Origin of the sequence: Pseudomonas sp. 43NM1 (genome assembly GCF_002836905.1) — a bacterium.
GTDB lineage: Bacteria > Pseudomonadota > Gammaproteobacteria > Pseudomonadales > Pseudomonadaceae > Aquipseudomonas > Aquipseudomonas prosekii.
This window is the reverse complement of sequence record NZ_MKGS01000007.1, coordinates 1-18,012: the sequence shown is the minus strand read 5'-3', so window position 1 is coordinate 18,012 and position 18,012 is coordinate 1. Positions and strand designations below refer to the sequence as shown.

The following is an 18,012-nucleotide window of genomic DNA, read 5'->3' as shown; positions in this document are numbered from 1 at the left end:
CTGCAGGGTTCGCTGCGATACGACTTTATCGGCGGCGCCACCAGCAAAGGCCAGTTTCCGCAGGACGACTGGCGCCGCTGCACGTCGCATGCATTGCGGCAGATCGCCGGTTCCAAAGGTTTCTACAGCCTGCCCGAAGGCTTGCCGGCGCTGCGCAATGCGATTGCCCGGCACATTGCGTTTTCCCGTGGGGTCAATTGTCAGGACGACGACGTGGTGGTGTGCAACGGCGCGCAGCAAGCGCTGGACCTGATTGGCCGAGTGCTGATCCGGCCCGGCAGCCTGGTGGCGATGGAAGACCCCGGTTACCCGCCCGCGCGGCTGTTGTTCGGCAGCCACGGCGCCACCGTGGTCGGCGTGCCGGTGGATGCCGAAGGGATTCGAGTGGATTTGATTCCGCACGGCACGCGGCTGATTTACGTGACGCCGTCGCACCAGTTTCCGCTGGGCATGCCGATGAGTCAGGCGCGGCGCGTGGCCCTGCTGGCGCGTGCGCATGAGCTGGGCGCGATCATCATTGAAGACGATTACGACAGCGAGTTTCGCTACGAAGGTCGCCCGACTGATTCGCTGCAAAGCATGGACGAGCGCGGCATCGTCGCCTACGTCGGCACGTTCTCGAAAACCCTGCTGCCGGAGCTGCGGCTGGGCTACACCATTCTGCCGCCAGCGATCCTCGAAGCGGTGATCCGCGCCAAGCAACTCACCGACCTGCACACCTCGACCCTGCCGCAATGGGCGCTGGCCAAGTTCATCGCCGAGGGCTGCCTGCTCAAGCACATCCGCCGCTGCCACACCATTTACGCCGGGCGCCGCGAGCGGATTCTGGCGCGCATCGCCGGTGATCTGGCGCCGTGGCTGGAAGCGGTACCGACCACCGCCGGGTTTCACATGGTGGTGCTGTGCAAGGTGCCGATCGACATTCCATTGGTCATCGAATTGGCGAAAAAGGTTGAAGTCGGGCTGTACGCAATCGACAGCTTTTACTATCAGCAAGCGCCACGGGCCGGGCTCTTCTTCGGTTTTGGCGCGATAGAAACCCTCGATATCGACACCGCACTGGACCGCTTGCGCGACATTTTGCAGCAGGTCAGTTGACGATTGGTCTGTGGGTTTATCCGGCGATTGGCTATTGGCGGTCCCCCGGTGCAGGACTATTGTGCAGGGGCGTTATCCCTCAATGAGCAGGATTCGTCCGGCCTGATTCAGGAGTGTGAGCAATGTCCAACGAAGTGATCAACACCGTACAGGTGCAGGCCGCCGCCGGCCGCTCGGAAGAACTGGGCAAGCAACTGCAAAAGATTGTCGAAACCCTGCGCGAACTTCCCGGTTGCGATTCCTATATGGTCGACCGCTGCCCCGAGGACAGCAACCGCTGGAACGTCAGCGCCCGTTGGCAATCGGAAGCGGCCATGCAATCGCACTTTTACCACCCCGAAGTGCAGGGTTTTATCGGCCTGATCGATAACCGGCTGGCGAATGCCGTCGATTTCAATACATTTCCGATCGTCTGAACACTGACTGACGTCATCGCGAGCAAGCTCGGCTCCCACAGTTGAACGAGTTCCTTCAGAGGAATGCGATCAACTGTGGGAGCCGAGCTTGCTCGCGATGGCGCCCGCACTACCGCCCTGCTTCTTCCGTTGGAATCACAGGATTGGTCCCCTCGCCTTCACGAAAATTGGCCGTTTTGTTACCCCGGTTCACGGCTTACCGTGGTCCCTGACGACTAACTACTCAGGTGATTCCCCATGAAAGCAGTGCATTTACTCGCCGCCCTCGCCCTGACCCTTTCTGCCTCGGCATTTGCCCACGCCCCGTCGGAAAAGATCACCGTGTTGCAGGACGAACTGCTGCAAAACGTCCCCGGCAAAAAAGCCATGATGATCGAGGTCGACTACAAACCCGGCCAATCTTCCATTGCCCACAAACACCAAGGCACGGCCATGGCTTACGTGCTGTCGGGCGAGATCATCTCGCAGGTCAAGGGTCAGAAAGCGATCACCTACAAGGCCGGTCAATACTGGTACGAACCCGCCGGCTCCGAGCATCTGCTGTCGAAAAACGCCAGCGAAACCAAACCGGCCAAGCTGTTGGTGTTCATGGTGTTGTCGCCGGACGAGAAAGTGCTGATCCCCTTGGAACACTAATCGCTGTTGCCTCAGCCATAAATAAAACTGCCCGCATGGAACCGGGCAGAACGTGCATTGAGGCTTATGGCTTCTTCGCGGGCAAGCCTCGCTCCTACAAGGGAATGCGTTGCCTTGTAGGAGCGAGGCTTGCCCGCGAAGAGGCCCGACCCGCCACAACAGAACCCTCAGCCATAAAAAAAGCCCCCGTATCTCACGACACGGGGGCTTTTCATTCAGCGCTGAATCAAGCCACTGGTTCCAGCTCCTGCGTTACCGCCGGCACAACCGCCTGACCACTCAACGCGAGGTCGAGCAGCTCACGGTTGGCTACCGCGTACATGGCGTAATCAGTGCCGCTGGCGGCACGGATTTCTACCAGCATCGCGCGCCAGCGTTCGATCATGCCTTCGTGCTCTGCCATCCACAGCGCCAGACGTGTTTCCACGTCGTGGCTGCCGTCGCCCTGTTGCAGGACCGAAATGGTGATCGCCCGTTGCTGCCAGTCGACATCATCGCGGAACGCTTCACGGGCCAGCGCCTGCCAGTTGTTTTCAACCGGCAGAGCGCTGATCTGTTGCAGGTACCAGGTGATGTCCAGCGCGCTGCCGACCGCGAAGTAAGCCTTCGCCACGTCTGCTGCGTTCTGGCCAGTCACGTCGGCCGCTTCGATGATCGGCAGCAAGGTGTACAGGTGCGAAGTGCCAGCCACCATGCGTGCGAGCAACTCCGGCACACCGGCTTCGACGTACGCCTGATAACGGTTCTGCCAGTTTTCGTGGATCTCGCCGCTCAGCAGTTCGTCGAGCTTGAGGCCCAATTCCTTCAGATGCGGACCGAAGTGCGCAACGTCACGGGCAGCGTTCTGCTCGTTGCGGCGGGCACGCAGGAACCAGCGGGTAGCGCGGCGGCCGAGACGCATCAGCTCGTCCATCAGCTCCAGTTGCACGTCAGCGGCGACCTGATAGTCCAGGGCTTCGATCTGACGGAACCAGTGCGGGAGATGGAAAATGTCACGCACGATCACATAAGCGCCAGCCACGTTCGCCGGGCTCATGCCGGTCGACTCTTTGAGTCGCTGCACGAACGTGATGCCCATGTGGTTGACCAGATCGTTGGCGATCTGGGTGCTGACGATTTCGCGCTTCAGACGGTGACGGCGCATGGCTTCGGAGAACTTGCTCACCAGACTCGGCGGGAAAGCGGTTTCCATGTCGCGGGTCAGGTATTCGTCGTCCGGCACTTGCGAGTTGAGCAGTGCTTCTTTGAGGTCGATCTTGCTGTACGAAATCAGCACAGACAGCTCGGCACGGGTCAGGCCATGGCCTGCCGCAACGCGCTCGTTGATCGCGTCTTCGGCTGGCAGGAACTCGATCGCCCGATCCAGCTTGCCGCGACCTTCCAGATCGTTCATCAGACGCTTGTATTCGGCAATTCGCACGTATGCACGGCGGGCCGCCAGGGACAAGGCCTGAGTCTGCTTGTAGTTGTTGCCCAGCACCAGATTGCCGACTTCGTCGGTCATGCTCGCGAGCAACTGGTTACGTTGCTTGTCGGTCATGTCACCGGCCTGAACCACTTCGTTCAGCAGGATCTTGATGTTCACTTCGTGGTCGGAGCAGTCCACACCACCGGCGTTGTCGATGAAGTCGGTGTTGGAGCCGCCGCCATTGAGGCCGAATTCGACACGACCCAGTTGGGTCATCCCGAGGTTACCGCCCTCGCCCACGACTTTGCAGCGCAGTTCGTTACCGTTGACGCGCAGCGCATCGTTGGCCTTGTCGCCGACATCGGCGTGGCTTTCGGTGCTGGCCTTGACATACGTGCCGATGCCGCCGTTCCACAACAGGTCTACCGGCGCCTTGAGCAAGGCGTTCAGCAGTTCGGTCGGGGTCAGCTTGTCAGCCTGAATGTCGAAGCGCTCTTTCATCTGCGGGGAAATCGCGATGCTTTTCGCGCTACGGGAGAAGATCCCGCCGCCCTCGGACATGATGCTGGTGTCGTAATCCGACCACGCCGAACGCGGCAGGTCGAACAGGCGCTTACGCTCGGCGAAGCTGTTGGCCGGCTGCGGGTTCGGGTCGATGAAGATGTGCAAGTGGTTGAATGCAGCGACCAGTTGCAGGGTCTCGGACATCAGCAAGCCGTTACCGAATACGTCGCCAGCCATGTCGCCGACGCCGACCACGGTGATGCTGTCTTGCTGCACGTTGATCCCGCGCTCGCGGAAGTGGCGCTGTACGCCGACCCACGCGCCTTTGGCGGTGATGCCCATTTTCTTGTGGTCGTAACCCGCCGAGCCGCCCGAAGCAAAGGCGTCGCCGAGCCAGAAACCGTAGTCGATGGCAATACCGTTGGCGATGTCGGAGAAGGTTGCAGTGCCCTTGTCCGCGGCCACTACCAAGTACGGGTCATCGTCGTCATGACGCACGACGTTGACTGGCGGCACCAGCGCGCCGTCCTTCAGGTTGTCGGTGATGTCCAACAGGCCCGAAATGAAGATGCGGTAGCAGGCGATGCCCTCGGCGGCGATCTCGTCGCGACCGCCGCCCAATGGCAGGCGACGCGGCAGGAAACCGCCCTTGGCGCCGACCGGCACGATCACCGAGTTTTTCACTTGCTGGGCTTTTACCAGGCCCAACACCTCGGTGCGGTAGTCTTCTTCACGGTCGGACCAGCGCAGGCCGCCGCGCGCAACGTTACCGAAGCGCAAGTGCACGCCTTCGACGCGTGGCGAGTAAACGAAGATTTCAAACTTCGGAACCGGCTTCGGCAGTTCAGGAATCAAGTGCGGGTTGAACTTGAAGCTGAAGTAGGACTTGTTATGGCCCTGCGCGTCAGTCTGGTAGAAGTTGGTGCGCAGCGTGGCTTTGATCAGGTCCAGGTAACGACGCAGGATGCGGTCTTCGTTCAACACCTGGACGTCGTCCAGTGCAGTAACGATCGCTTGTTCCAGACGTTGTTGCTTGTCTTCCAGGTCGTCGCCGGTGAGCTTGCGCGCCAGGTAGAAACGGGTTTTGAACAACCGGGTCAACTCGCGAGCGATGTCGGTGTGGTTGTTCAGCGTGCTGGCGATGTAGCCGAGGTCGAAGCCCAGGCGAATCTGCTTCATGTAGCGCGCATAGGCACGCAGCAGCGCCACGTCGCGCCATGGCAGGCCGGCGGTCAGCACCAAACGGTTGAAGGCATCGTTTTCGGCATCGCCGCGCACGATGTGGACGAATGCGTCCTGCAGCGTGTCGTTGAGTTGCTGGATGTCGAGTTCCAGGCCTTCAGCAGCGGTGAAGGCGAAATCGTGAATCCAGAACTCGCGGCCATTGTTGTGGCGCAGGCGGTACGGGAATTCACCCAATACGCGCAAACCAAGGTTTTCCAGAATCGGCAGCACGTCGGACAGCGCCAGCGGCGTGTCGGCGTGATACAGCTTGCAATGCAACTCGCGTTGGCCGGAAACCTGGCCCAGCGGCTGATAGAAGCTCATCACCAGCGGATTTTTCTCGGTCAGGCTCAGCAGGTGCTGCATGTCGACGACTGCCGAATGCGCTGCGAAGCGCTCGCGGTAACCGGCCGGGAAGCCTTTCGGGAAGTCGGCCAGCACGTTGGTGCCGCTGGCTTCGCCGAAGCTTTCAACAGTCAGGCTGGCGTAGTCGTCCTGCCAGCTGCGGCAGGCCTGGACCACTTCTTTTTCCAGCAGGACCGGGTCGATGTCCAGACGGTTCTTCGGATCAACCCGCAGAATCAGCTGTACTCGCGCCAAAACGGACTCGGAGAAGAATGTCCAGAATTCGCAATCCGAGGCTTTCAGGCGATCCATCAGCACTTGCTGGATCTTCTGGCGCACTTCGGTGGAATAGATATCGCGCGGCACGTAGGCCAGGCAGTAGCAGAAACGGCCGTACGGGTCTTTGCGCAGGAACACGCGGATCTTGTTGCGTTCCTGGATCTGCACGATAGACATCACGGTGCTGAACAGCTCGTCGACCGGGGTCTGGAACAGGTCATCGCGCGGCAGCACTTCAACCACTTGCGCCAGTTCCTTGCCCAAGTGAGCCTTGGCCTGGAAGCCGGAACGGCGTTCGATTTCTTCGACCTTGCGGCGGATGTACGGAATCACCCGCACGCTCTCGCCATACACCGAGGAGGTGTAGAGGCCCATGAAACGGCATTCCTTGATGACTTTGCCGTCGGCGTCGATTTCACGGATCGACACGTAATCCGGATACGCCGGACGGTGCACACGGCTCGGGTGCGCAGCCTTGGCGAACGACAGCAGGGTCGGTTCGCGCAGGTAGTTCACGGCGTAGTCTTCGATGCGCAGGTCTTCGTAGGTCAGGCCGGTGCGCAGCAGTTTGGTCAGGCCGAGGAACGAATCCTGGTCATACACGATGTGGCCGCCATCGGCTTCATCGCGGACCACGAATTCTTCATAGCCGAGGAACGTGAAGTGGTTGCCCACCAGCCATTCCAGGAAGCTTTTGATTTCGGCTTTTTCTTCTGGATCGACATTGAACTGGCTGGTGTCGAGGCCGCTGAGCAGTTCCTGGACTTTTTCTTTCATTGGCTCGAAATCGGCGACCGCAACGCGGACTTCACCGAGAACCTGTTCCAGCTCTTTGCTCAGCACATTCAGTTCGGCCGCGTTGGCGCAGCGGTCGATTTCCAGGTACATCAGCGATTCTTGCAGGATGCCTTCGCCCTGGGTGCCCTTCGGCAGGATTTCCAGCAGCTCGCCTTTGCTGCCGCGACGCACGCTCAGCACAGTGGTTTGCAAGGTGTGAATGCTGTAGCCGCGACGGTTCAGCTCGGTGCGTACCGAGTCCACGAGAAATGGCAAATCGTGGTGCAGGACTTCGACCGCGGTGTGGGTCGACTGCCAGCCGTGGCGTTCGTAATCAGGGTTGTAGACGCGCACTTGCGGTTGCGTGTGGTCGAAGCGCTCAAGCAGGCGCCATGCAGAAAGGGTGCAGCCGGCGAGGTCGGACAGCCGACGCTGGGTCAGCTCGTCGAGGGAAATGATGCCGAAAAATTGTTCAGCAAACAGCGCCACTTGTGGCAGTGCCTGTTCACTGATGTGCTGCGCCAGTGCCGCTTGCAGTTGGTGCTGGAAGTCGGCTTTGCTGGCTGCGGTGAAGAACGCCATCTGTGGTACTCCGCTTGGGCTTGTTATTGATGGAAGCGTCGCGTGCAAAACCCCTCTCGGGGCGATCCGTCACCCGGTTCCTGAATCTCGGGCAGAGGAAACAGGGCAACAGGTGGGTGAAGCTGGACGAGACACTCAGGTCACATTCACCTTCCTTGAAAGAATCCCGGAAACAGCGCCCGCGCGATGAATTGCGCAGGCCTCTACCGGTATCCATTCGATGCGCAGCTTAACGAGTGCGACAACGTGCCTGCTTGCGGTGCTGCGACATATTCGGTCATCGGCACGCAGCTTGGGGCTTGCGCACCGAACAACACTAGCAGGCGCACGGCAAAACGGCCGGTAAAAGCCCGGTTTTGCGCGATCTCGTCCTCGAAATGACCAGCAACACATCGGATGTTCACGACACATGTTCTGACACTCAGACGAGCAGAAATTCCCGGCGGCTGGCAGAATCGCCCTTTGATCGTCTTCACAATGCTCGCCGAGCCAGGAATTTCCCATGCAAATGACCACCGCCCTCTTGATCGTCAACCCGTGCGATGACGAAGAAGACAACATGGCCATGCTCTGCTGCCACAGCGATCAAGGCGACATGTTCCTGATGACCCGCTACCCGGACGAGGACGCGCTGGACATCACCCTCGACGGCGAGCCGTCGACGCTGGACGGCGTAAAAGTCACCCTCAGCCCTACCCGCCTGCTGATTGAAATCGCCGCTGGCGATGCCGACGCGCTGAATGGCGATGATTCGCTGGAAATCATTCACAGCACGGATGCGGGTGATCTGGCTGAGGTTGAGGAAACGTTGCAGAACATTCTTAAGGGGACTGGGACTTACATCAGCGAGCTCTGAATTTTCGGCGCTTGTACCGGCCTCATCGCAAGCAGGCTCGCTCCCACAGTGGATCGCATCTATCTGTTAGAACGCGGTCACCTGTGGGAGCGAGCTTGCTCGCGATGGTTTAGCCAAGAGCGCTAATATTCCGAGCATTCCCGAAAACAACTATCCCCCATTAAAAACCCAGCCTGCCTAAAACCTTTTAAACATCGCAACCCATTGAAGTAATAAAACAAACAACCAAACAGGTTTAAGTGCAAAAGTCTTTCGAGATATTTCCCACCCCTCCGTCAGAAAACCCCCACAGCAAAAGATGACTTTTCGCAGCATCTTGCAATTGATACCAGTGAAGCCGACTGCTATTACTAAGTTACTTGCGAAAATATTCGCAAGCGTGGCACTCAGCGAGAGTGCCGCACCCACTAATACAAGGAGTTAATATCATGGGCAAAAAACGTTCTGAGATAGTCCCGTGGGATGATCAGTCACAGGCAATGGGCGGATCACAAGGTTTCCTGGCAACGGAAGTTAGCTTCTTTGCCACGCTGACCAACTGATTAATGCTTGTTATCGCCATGTAAAATGCCGAAAGGGCCCTTTCGGCATTCCACAACCCCATGAGGTGTTTATGTCAGAGCGAGAGTTTGCCCCGTCGACTGCATTATCAAAAATTCAAAACATCATAAAATCATTAAATTTATTTTCCGTCACCAATTACACTGACAGCGATAAGCTCGTCGCCACTGCAGATCTTTTCGACTCGCAAAACAACCTGATACAGTCTGGCGCCGGAAAAGGTCCCGACTCGCTAGTCGGAGCACTGGCGGAAAGCATCGAACATCTTTGCCTCTTAATGCCTGCCACAAGCGACGTTAGTACTCAATCATGCGAATTCGTCGCCAGCCAAAAAGCTGCGCAGCGCGATGGTTTTCTCACCAGCCTGTCGTGTTTATCCAACTCAATACAATCTCTCAAGCTCACAACAGTCGATAACACCGCAGAGCTATTCGTCCCAACCACTCTGCTTTGCCCGAGGGTGACGAATAATTCAGTGGGCAGTGCGTGTCCAGCCACACAATTTTTGTCTCGATACTCATCCAATTCAGGTACGGCTTTTGGTTGTACCAAAGCGGAAGCGCTACTTCATGGCACCCACGAGGTCATTGAACGGCACGTCCTATCTCGCTTTTTCATGGCGGTGTGCTCCATCGGTCCGGCGGTAACGATGTATACGCCATCTAAAATCTTGCTTGCCACAGCACTGCGGGACAACTCCTACGCACTTTCTAGGGCTAACAAATTACAAGTAATAGTCATAAAAGACTTCATGAATGTATATTTTTCAGTCGCGCTACCAAAAGTTGGGCCCGGCCCATTCCATTTATCACCTATAGGGTCAGGTTGCTCATTGGACATCTGCATTGCAATTCAAAGGGCAGTGACGGAACAATTTCAAGTCGAAGATCTTTATGACATCCCACAAGAAGCAACAGACAAGAAGACTCTGGATTTTCTGGCAGGTGCAGATACATTGAGGCCCCTTATAGATTTTTTCCCGGTGAAAAATCTGACACTACCGATACTCGACATTCCAAAGATGGATCTCGCGAGCAGTGTTCCGGAGCAGCTCGAAGCATTAAAAAATAATATTGAAAAGTCTGGCAAGACTATTTTTTACAGAGTTTTAGCTCAATACTCTGAAGACGGCACGGTCTGCCAGACTTATGTTCCAGGTCTTGAACGTTTCAATCTGATCAGAAACGGTTACTTCGTTGCTCCCCAGCGAGTCCTACGCCAAGACAACAATAGGGCAACCCATGCGAACGCTCATCACAACGGCCTGTAGGAAACACACCGCTTTATTGCTCTCAACCGTCTTAACAATCATAACGTTGAAACTCATAGCGCTCACACCCCCGCTTTTACTGGGAAAAGTGATCGACACCCTTAATGGCGGTCAAGATTCGCTGTATACGCTGCTAACGCTTACGACGGGGTTCGTTCTGGCGGGATGTATACAAGCAGTAATTAATCCACTGCAATTATTCTTCCTGTCCAAGCTGGTGCAGCAAGTTGTATTGAGTGCGTCCACTCAATGGGTTGCGCAATTGATGCGCAAGGAGTTTCTGCAGTTCAGTTCGTGGCGAATCGGACATTTCATAAAATCAGTTGAGCGAGGAATAACAGCGCACGAGCAGTTGCTGACATTTTTTGTGACCGTCGGATTTCCACTGTGCCTGGAGTTTCTGATCGTCGGGAGCGTCTTCATTTACATGGGAGGCGTCGGCGTTTTCTTCGCGATGATCAGCCTTGGCCTGGTCTATCTGTTCGCCGCTCACCGAATCATTAAATGGCGTAGAAAACACATCGATGCCGTCAACGAGCAAGAGGATGAACTCAGCGCCATCCTGTTCAGCACCATAAGCTCAGGCAAATCGATAAAACTGGAAAGCGCCGAGTGCACCGCAACACAGCCGTTAAACCGGGCATTTCAGCAGTACGCCAATGCGGCGATCACCGTCGCAAGCTCCGGCGGCATTTTGAGCGGAGCGAAGATTTTGTTTGTCAGCCTGTCGACAGGGGGATTACTCGCTTGGGGAGTACTCGGTCAATTGGCGAGCGAGCCCAGCATCAGCGTTGGACAAATGGTTGCAATTTTTTCGATTGCAGGCAGTTTTTTACTGAACATCACTGCACTGACCGAAGGCTACCGGGTGCTGGATCAATTTCTCGCAGATCAGCGCCGGCTCCAGCAGCTCCTGTCATTACCCAACTTTGATGAAGGTCGACACGAGCAAATCGAGCCTCGTGAACAATCAACGCTGGTACTCGACCCGTGCGCCATGACCGACGATATGACTGTTCGTTTGTCTATCGAGAACTCGATTACTTTGATTCAAGGTCAGTCGGTCGCGATCACGGGGCCCAGTGGAGCAGGCAAGTCGACTTTGCTGGAGGCGCTCGCCGGTTTGAATGCTGCGCTGAGAAGTCACCTGAGCATCGATGGTGTCCCGGTTTCGAAATTGAGCGCAGAAACACACCTCAGTGTCATCAGGTATTGCCCACAGTTACCGCAGTTTCTGGAGGGTACTTTTGAACAATCGGTCCTGTTTGGAATTGAGCCTTCGTCGCAGCTGAACACGGCAATAAAGCGTTTGAATCTTGAAAACATTGTCAGTGAACGCAATCTCAGGGAAAACGCTACCAACATCTCCGGCGGCGAAGCTAAACGCCTGTCACTGCTGCGCCTGATCAACAGGCCGGGGCGTTTTAACTTATTTGACGAACCCAGCGCATCAATCGAACCGAAAATGGCCGCCCCGGTATGGGACCTGCTATTCGACACCTTCGGCAGATGTGGACTGATCTGTGTTACTCACGATGTCAGCCATTTACACCGATTCGACCGCGTCATCGTCATGCAAAACGGCGCGATTGTTGACGAGGGCCCATGGTCTGATCTGCGCAACAGAGCAGCCATCAGGCTGCTATTAAATGACATTCAGACGTCGGAGTAGCTCGCAGGTGGATGGTCGCCATGCGCAGCGCAACCAGGACGCGGGACTTATTTCCCGCATTTTGCGCAAAATGCCGTTAGTCGCCACCCCCCGCCATGCATTAAAGTAACGCCCCCAGCCCTGGCGTTATTCGAACGTCTTCGGTCACCCTTTCCAGGAACAGTCATCGATGGAACATCGTGAAGCGCTGCTAGCGCTGCGAACATTTCTTTCAACGCAGATTCTCGGCCAGGAAAAACTCATCGAGCGCTTGCTCATCGCCCTGCTCGCCGACGGCCATATGCTGGTCGAGGGCGCACCTGGGCTGGCCAAGACCAAAGCGATCAAAGAGCTCGCCGAAGGCATCGAAGCACAGTTCCACCGTATCCAGTTCACCCCCGACTTGCTGCCCGCCGACATTACCGGCACCGAGATCTATCGCCCGGAAACCGGCAGCTTCGTGTTCCAGCAAGGCCCGATTTTCCACAATCTGGTGCTGGCGGACGAGATCAACCGCGCCCCGGCCAAGGTTCAGTCGGCATTGCTGGAGGCCATGGCCGAGCGCCAAGTCAGCGTCGGGCGCAGCACCTATGAACTGTCGCCGCTGTTTCTGGTAATGGCCACGCAAAACCCGATCGAGCAGGAAGGCACCTATCCGCTGCCCGAAGCTCAGCTCGACCGCTTCCTGATGCACGTGAAAATCGGTTTCCCGGACGCCGCCGTAGAACGCCGCATCCTGCAACAGGCGCGTGGCGAAGCGTTGAATGGCGAAACCAAACCTGAGCGCCGGGTCAGCCAGCAGGCGATTTTCGCCGCGCGCAAGGAAATCCTCGGGTTGTACATGGCCGATGCCGTGGAGGAATACCTGGTGCAACTGGTCATGGCGACGCGCACGCCGGCCAAGTTCGACCCGGAGATGGCCGAGTGGATCGCCTACGGCGCCAGCCCGCGCGGCTCGATTGCCCTCGACCGCTGCGCCCGCGCCCACGCCTGGCTGGCCGGTCGCGACTTCGTCAGCCCGGAAGACATTCAAGCGGTGCTGTTCGACGTGTTGCGCCACCGCATCATTCTGTCCTTTGAAGCCGAAGCGGCGGGCATCGACCAGGACCGAGTGGTCCAGCGGATTCTCGACGTCGTAGCCGTCGCTTGACCCTGATGAACGCCAGCCTCCCGCCCGAGCCGGGCATCCGTGTCAGCCTCGCCGAGCTGATCGAGATGCGCCATCGGGTGCGCGAAGTGCAGCTGTTTTCGACGCCGAGCCAGCGCAGCCCGTTGATCGGCCTGCACCACTCCAAGCTGCGCGGGCGCGGCGTCGATTTCGACCAGGTGCGCGTTTATCAGGCCGGCGACGACGTACGCACCATCGACTGGCGCGTCACCGCGCGCACCCAAGAGCCACACACCAAACTGTTCCACGAAGAACGCGAACGGCCGATTTTCATCATGGTCGAGCAAAGCCGTCGGCTGTTTTTCGGCTCCGGCCTGATGTTCAAATCGGTGCTCGCCGCACAAGCCGCGAGCCTGATCGGCTGGGCGGCGCTGGGGCACAACGACCGGGTCGGCGGGCTGGTGTTCGGCGACAACGAGCATTACGAAATCAAACCTCGGCGCAGCAAGCAAAGCCTGCTGCAATTGCTCAACCGTTTGGTGCGGGTCAACCAGTCGCTGCACACCGAAAGTGAGCAGAACCGCGATTCGCTGAACCTGGCCCTGCGCCGCGCCCGCGAGGTGTTGCGCCCCGGCAGCCTGGTGATCGTGATCTGCGACGAGCGCGCGTTGACCGAAGGCTCGGAACAACAATTGAGCCTGCTCGCGCGGCATTGCGATCTGTTGCTGCTGCCATTGTCCGATCCGCTGGACCACGCCCTGCCCGCCGCCGGCCTGCTGCGTTTCGCCGAACGTGGCGCGCAACTGGAACTCGACACGCTGAATTACGACCTGCGCCAGACCTATCGCACCCAGGCCGAAGCACGCATCGCTCGTTGGGAATTGCTCGCGCAGAAGCTGCGCATTTTGTTGATGCCGCTGAGCACTCAAAGCGAAATGGTCGAGCAATTGCGCGAATACCTGAACCCGCAGAAACCGGGGAAAGGTCGATGAGCAGCCTCGATCAACTGCAACCACTGATGACTCCGCCGCCAGTTGACTTCTGGCCTCCGGCGCCGGGCTGGTGGTTATTGCTGTTGTTATTGCCGCTGATCGGTTTCGGTCTGTGGCAGCTGCGCCGTTTCATCCCGAACAAACGCCCGATCGTACGCGCCGAGCAACCGCTGGACCCGGTGCGGGTCGCCGCGCTGGCCGAACTCGCGCAAATGCCCAAACCCTATGACGGCGCACCGGCCGGTGCCTGGTTGCAGCAACTCAACGGTTTGCTCAAACGCCTGTGCCGCAACCACTACCCCTATAGCCAAAGTCACACGCTGAACGGGCGCAAGTGGCTGGCGTTTCTCGACAACCGCTGCCCGGCCGCCGGTTTGACGCGTTGGATGGTACTGGTCGAAGGCGCCTACAAACCCGAATGCAAACTCGACGACAAAGCCATCGCCGGCCTGACCCAAGCCGTCGACACGTGGATTCGCAAACATGTTTGAGTTCGCCTGGCCGTGGATTTTCGCCCTGTTGCCGTTGCCCTGGCTGATGCGCCTGGTGCTGCCGGTGGCCGACAGCGGCGAGCCGGCGCTGAAAGTCAGCTTCCTCAGCGACCTCGAAGGCCTGGCCCGACGCCGCGCCCGCGCCAACCTGCCGGCGTGGCGCCAGCAAGCGCCGTTCATATTGCTGTGGTTAATGCTGCTGATCGCTGCGGCGCGCCCGCAATGGTTGGGCGAACCGCTGCCGATTGCCGCCAGTGGTCGCGATCTGCTGGTGGCAGTCGACGTCTCCGGCTCGATGGATTTTCCCGACATGCAGTGGCAGGACGAAGACGTCAGCCGCCTGGCACTGGTCCAGCATTTGCTCGGCGATTTCCTCGAAAGCCGCGACGGCGACCGGGTCGGCCTGATCCTGTTTGGCAGTCAGGCCTACCTGCAAGCGCCGCTGACCTTCGACCGCCACACCGTGCGCGTGTGGCTGGATGAAGCGCGGATCGGCATTGCTGGCAAAAACACCGCCATCGGCGATGCAATCGGCCTCGCGCTCAAGCGCTTGCGCCTGCGTCCGGCACAAAGCCGCGTGCTGATTCTGGTCACCGATGGCGCCAACAATGGCGGCGAAATCGACCCGTTGACCGCCGCCCGTCTCGCCGCCAGCGAAAACGTGAAAATCTATCCGATCGGCATCGGCGCCGATCCGGAACAAAGCGGTACGCTGGGCTTTCTCGGCCTCAACCCAAGCCTGGACCTCGACGAACCGGCACTCAAAGCCATCGCCCAAGCCACCGGCGGCCAATACTTCCGCGCCCACGACGGCAAGGAATTGCAGGCGATCAAGGACATCCTCGATACCCTCGAACCCGTCACCCAGCAACCGACCCAGGCCCGCCCGGCTCAGGCGTTGTATCACTGGCCTTTGGCGCTGGCGCTGCTGTTGAGCCTGTTATTGGTGATGCGCGAACTGTGGCCGGACAATCCACTGCAGCGCCTGCTGACCAAGGACCTGTTTTTGCAAAGCCAACTCCCCGATTGGCGCCAGCGGCTGAATCGCCTGCGCCTGCGGAGGCGTCGATGAGCGCGCTCTGGCCGTACTGGTTCCGCCCGTGGTGGCTGCTGCTGTTGCCGCTGCTCGGCTGGTTGCTCTGGCAACTCTGGCATCGGCAAAAACGCGCCGGGCGTTGGCAGATGATTTTGCCGCCGGCCTTCCACGCCGCGCTGCTGAGTGGCGGCAACGGTCGCGACAGCAAATTGCCGTGGATCGTCCTCGGGTTCGCCTGGGTGCTGACCATCGGCGCGCTGCTGGGACCGAGTTGGCAAAGAGTCGAGCAGACCAGTCAGAAACCGGCTGACCCGCTGGTGGTGCTGCTGGAGTTGACCCCGGAAATGCTCGCCACCGACAGCCCGCCAACCCGACTGGAGCAAGCGCGGCGCAAGTTGCTCGACTTGCTGCAAAGTCGCAGCGACGCGCAAACCGCAATCGTCGTCTACGCCGGCAGCGCCCACACGCTGGTGCCGCTGTCGGATGACCTGTCGACCAGTCGCAACTTGCTCGACGCACTCAAGCCGTCACTGATGCCGGAGGCCGGGCATCGCGCCGACTTGGCGGTGCTCAAAGCCTTGGCGCTGTTGGATCAAGGTGCGCTCGGCCAGGGTCGAATCCTGCTGATCGGTTCGTCACTGAACGAACAGGAACGCTTCGGCATCGAGCGCGCGCTGGACGGCAAATCCACCGAATTTCTGATGCTGGGCGTTGGCACCGCCGAAGGGGTGCCGGTGGCTCAAGAGGACGGCAGTTTCCTCAAGGATGCCCAAGGCGCGATTCTGGTGCCGCACCTCGACAGTCCGGGGCTCAAGTCCTTCACGGCCGACCTCGGCGGGCGCTACCACGCAGCGCGGCTGGACGATGCCGACCTCGGCGCCCTCGGCTTGCTCGATGGCCCGCGCAATCTGCGCGACGACGGCCAGACCTTGCGCCTCGATACTTGGGCCGATCAGGGTTATTGGTTGCTGCTGCCATTGTTGCTGCTGGCATCCCTGGCCGGCCGTCGTGGCTGGCTATTTTGCTTGCCGCTGCTGTTTCTGATGCCGCAACCGAGCTACGCCTTCGACTTCGGCGATTTGTGGTTGCGACCCGATCAGCGCGGCCTGCACCTGCTGAAAAAACAGCAGCCGGCCGAAGCCGCCAAACACTTCGAAGACCCGCAATGGCAAGGCGTGGCGCTGTATGAGGCCGGCGACTACAACGGCGCCGCCCAGCGTTTCGCTCAGGGCAACGACGCGCGGGCACACTACAATCGAGGCAATGCACTGGCGAAAAGCGGTGAGTTGGACGCGGCGCTGGATGCCTACGATCAAGCACTTGAGCGCCAACCCGATTTGCGTCCGGCGCTGACCAACAAGGCCTTGGTCGAAAGTCTGCTGAAACAGAAATCGACGCCAGCGGAGGTCGAACCCGAGCCGCCCGAGGGCGAAGCGCCGGGCGCGGTCGGTGATGTTCCGCCGGCCGAGTCCGCCACTCAGCCGTTGAGCAGCGGCGAACCGAAAACCGAGGCCCAGCCGAACTCCGCGGACAGCGAAGAACCGCCCACCACGCCACCGCAACCCGGCCCCAACGAAGTGCCGGGCAGTGAGTTGGAGGACGAGCAAAGCACCACGCCACCGCGGCGCCCGGCGAGCGACAGCCTCGAAGGCGAGCAGGTTCAGGCGCTCGAACAATGGCTGCGAAAGATTCCGGACGACCCCGGCGAACTGCTTCGACGCAAGTTCTGGTACGAACAGCAACAACATCAGGATCAGGGAAAAACTCGATGACCCGCTTCAGCGCTTTCTTGCTTGCCCTGCTGTCTGCCCTGATGCTGACCAACGCTCAGGTGCAGGCTGCGGAGCTGGGTGCCAGTGTCGATCGCAGCCGCCTGAGTTCCGGCGAAACCGTCGAGTTGATCCTCGAATCCAACGACGTGACGATCTTCGGCAAACCCGACCTGACCCCGCTGGACGCGGAATTCGAAGTGCGCGGCACGCGTCAGGTCAATCAGCTGACCACGATCAATGGCGCCAACCGCTCGACCACGCGCTGGTTCATCACCCTGCTGCCCAAACGCAACGGCAGCGTCGAGATTCCGTCGCTGCAATTGGGCGACGGGCGCAGCCAGCCGATCACCCTGCAAGTGGTCGAAGGCGAAACTCAGGACAGCAAGAACAAACTCGCCCCGGTGTTCATCGAAGCCAGCCTCGATCAGGCCAGCGTGTACGTGCAGGCGCAGGCGATCCTGACGTTGCGCATTTACCATTCGGTGTCGCTGTATGACGACAGCAGCCTGACGCCGTTGCAGGTGCCCGATGCGCGTATCGAGCAGCTCGGCGACTCGCGCACCTATGAAAAAGACATCAATGGCGTGCGCCATGGCGTGATCGAAATGCGCTATGCGATTTTTCCCCAGCACAGCGGTGTGTTGAGCATCCCGCCGCAGCAATTCAGCGCCACGCTGGTGGATGCGCAACCGGCGCAGGATGCTTCCGGGCAGGGAACGAAACCGGGCAAATTGCTCCGCGTCAGTTCCGCGCAAATTGCCCTGACGGTGAAGGCCAAACCGGCCTCCTACCCGGCCGATGCACCCTGGCTGCCCGCGCGCAGCCTGAGCCTGAGCGAGAGTTGGAGCCCGGAACCGGATCAGGTGCAGGTCGGTGATTCGCTGACCCGCAGCCTGACACTGAAAGTCGATGGCCTGGCCAGTTCGCAACTGCCGCCGCTGCCCGCCACCGACATTAACGGCTTGCGCCGCTACCCGGACCAACCGGTGCTCGGCAACCAGAACAG

13 protein-coding genes are annotated in these 18,012 nt (G+C 59.2%); 12 read left to right on the top strand and 1 reads right to left on the bottom strand.

What is annotated here, in order from left to right:
- The 3 genes from BI292_RS02765 to BI292_RS02755 all read left to right on the top strand — a co-directional run.
- Positions 1 to 1,098: PLP-dependent aminotransferase family protein (locus BI292_RS02765; protein WP_101206906.1), on the top strand; the 1,098-nt coding region annotated here is incomplete at its 5' end.
- Between the two features lie 122 nt (positions 1,099 to 1,220).
- Positions 1,221 to 1,514: an antibiotic biosynthesis monooxygenase family protein gene (locus BI292_RS02760; RefSeq protein WP_092280640.1), complete on the top strand. Its 294-nt coding sequence runs from the start codon at positions 1,221 to 1,223 to the stop codon at positions 1,512 to 1,514.
- A 237-nt stretch (positions 1,515 to 1,751) separates the two neighbouring features.
- Entirely contained in the window at positions 1,752 to 2,150 is a 399-nt protein-coding gene (locus BI292_RS02755; RefSeq protein WP_101206905.1) for a cupin domain-containing protein, read from the top strand.
- A gap of 226 nt (positions 2,151 to 2,376) precedes the next feature.
- On the opposite strand, the gene BI292_RS02750 is transcribed toward BI292_RS02755, so the two are convergent.
- Entirely contained in the window at positions 2,377 to 7,269 is a 4,893-nt protein-coding gene (locus tag BI292_RS02750) for an NAD-glutamate dehydrogenase (protein ID WP_101206904.1), read from the bottom strand.
- Positions 7,270 to 7,771: 502 nt separating this feature from the next.
- Here BI292_RS02750 and BI292_RS02745 point away from each other — a divergent pair.
- From BI292_RS02745 to BI292_RS02705, 9 genes are all read left to right on the top strand, one after another.
- Positions 7,772 to 8,125 carry a hypothetical protein gene (locus BI292_RS02745; protein WP_101206903.1) on the top strand — a complete coding sequence of 118 codons (354 nt, stop codon included), beginning with the start codon at positions 7,772 to 7,774 and terminating at the stop codon, positions 8,123 to 8,125.
- Positions 8,126 to 8,738: 613 nt separating this feature from the next.
- On the top strand, positions 8,739 to 9,956 hold the full coding sequence (locus BI292_RS02740; RefSeq protein ID WP_101206902.1) for a YcaO-like family protein: 1,218 nt from the start codon (positions 8,739 to 8,741) through the stop codon (positions 9,954 to 9,956).
- Positions 9,928 to 11,628: an ABC transporter ATP-binding protein gene (locus BI292_RS02735; protein WP_101206901.1), complete on the top strand. Its 1,701-nt coding sequence runs from the start codon at positions 9,928 to 9,930 to the stop codon at positions 11,626 to 11,628. The genes BI292_RS02740 and BI292_RS02735 overlap by 29 nt, the downstream gene beginning before the upstream one ends.
- A gap of 169 nt (positions 11,629 to 11,797) precedes the next feature.
- The gene (locus BI292_RS02730) at positions 11,798 to 12,757 is read left to right on the top strand and encodes a MoxR family ATPase (protein ID WP_003218556.1); all 960 of its coding nucleotides are present in this window, start codon (positions 11,798 to 11,800) and stop codon (positions 12,755 to 12,757) included.
- Between the two features lie 5 nt (positions 12,758 to 12,762).
- Positions 12,763 to 13,707 (top strand): DUF58 domain-containing protein, encoded by a 945-nt coding sequence (locus tag BI292_RS02725; protein WP_101206900.1) that lies wholly within the window; start codon positions 12,763 to 12,765, stop codon positions 13,705 to 13,707.
- Positions 13,704 to 14,198: a DUF4381 domain-containing protein gene (locus BI292_RS02720; protein ID WP_101206899.1), complete on the top strand. Its 495-nt coding sequence runs from the start codon at positions 13,704 to 13,706 to the stop codon at positions 14,196 to 14,198. The genes BI292_RS02725 and BI292_RS02720 overlap by 4 nt, the downstream gene beginning before the upstream one ends.
- Positions 14,191 to 15,270 carry a VWA domain-containing protein gene (locus tag BI292_RS02715; RefSeq protein ID WP_101206898.1) on the top strand — a complete coding sequence of 360 codons (1,080 nt, stop codon included), beginning with the start codon at positions 14,191 to 14,193 and terminating at the stop codon, positions 15,268 to 15,270. The genes BI292_RS02720 and BI292_RS02715 overlap by 8 nt, the downstream gene beginning before the upstream one ends.
- A complete protein-coding gene (locus BI292_RS02710) occupies positions 15,267 to 17,006 on the top strand; it encodes a tetratricopeptide repeat protein (RefSeq protein WP_101206897.1) in 1,740 nt (579 codons plus the stop codon). Before BI292_RS02715 ends, BI292_RS02710 begins: the two co-directional genes overlap by 4 nt.
- Positions 17,003 to 18,012 (top strand): BatD family protein (locus tag BI292_RS02705; RefSeq protein ID WP_178076519.1); only part of this gene is annotated, 1,010 nt, incomplete at its 3' end. The genes BI292_RS02710 and BI292_RS02705, both read left to right, overlap by 4 nt.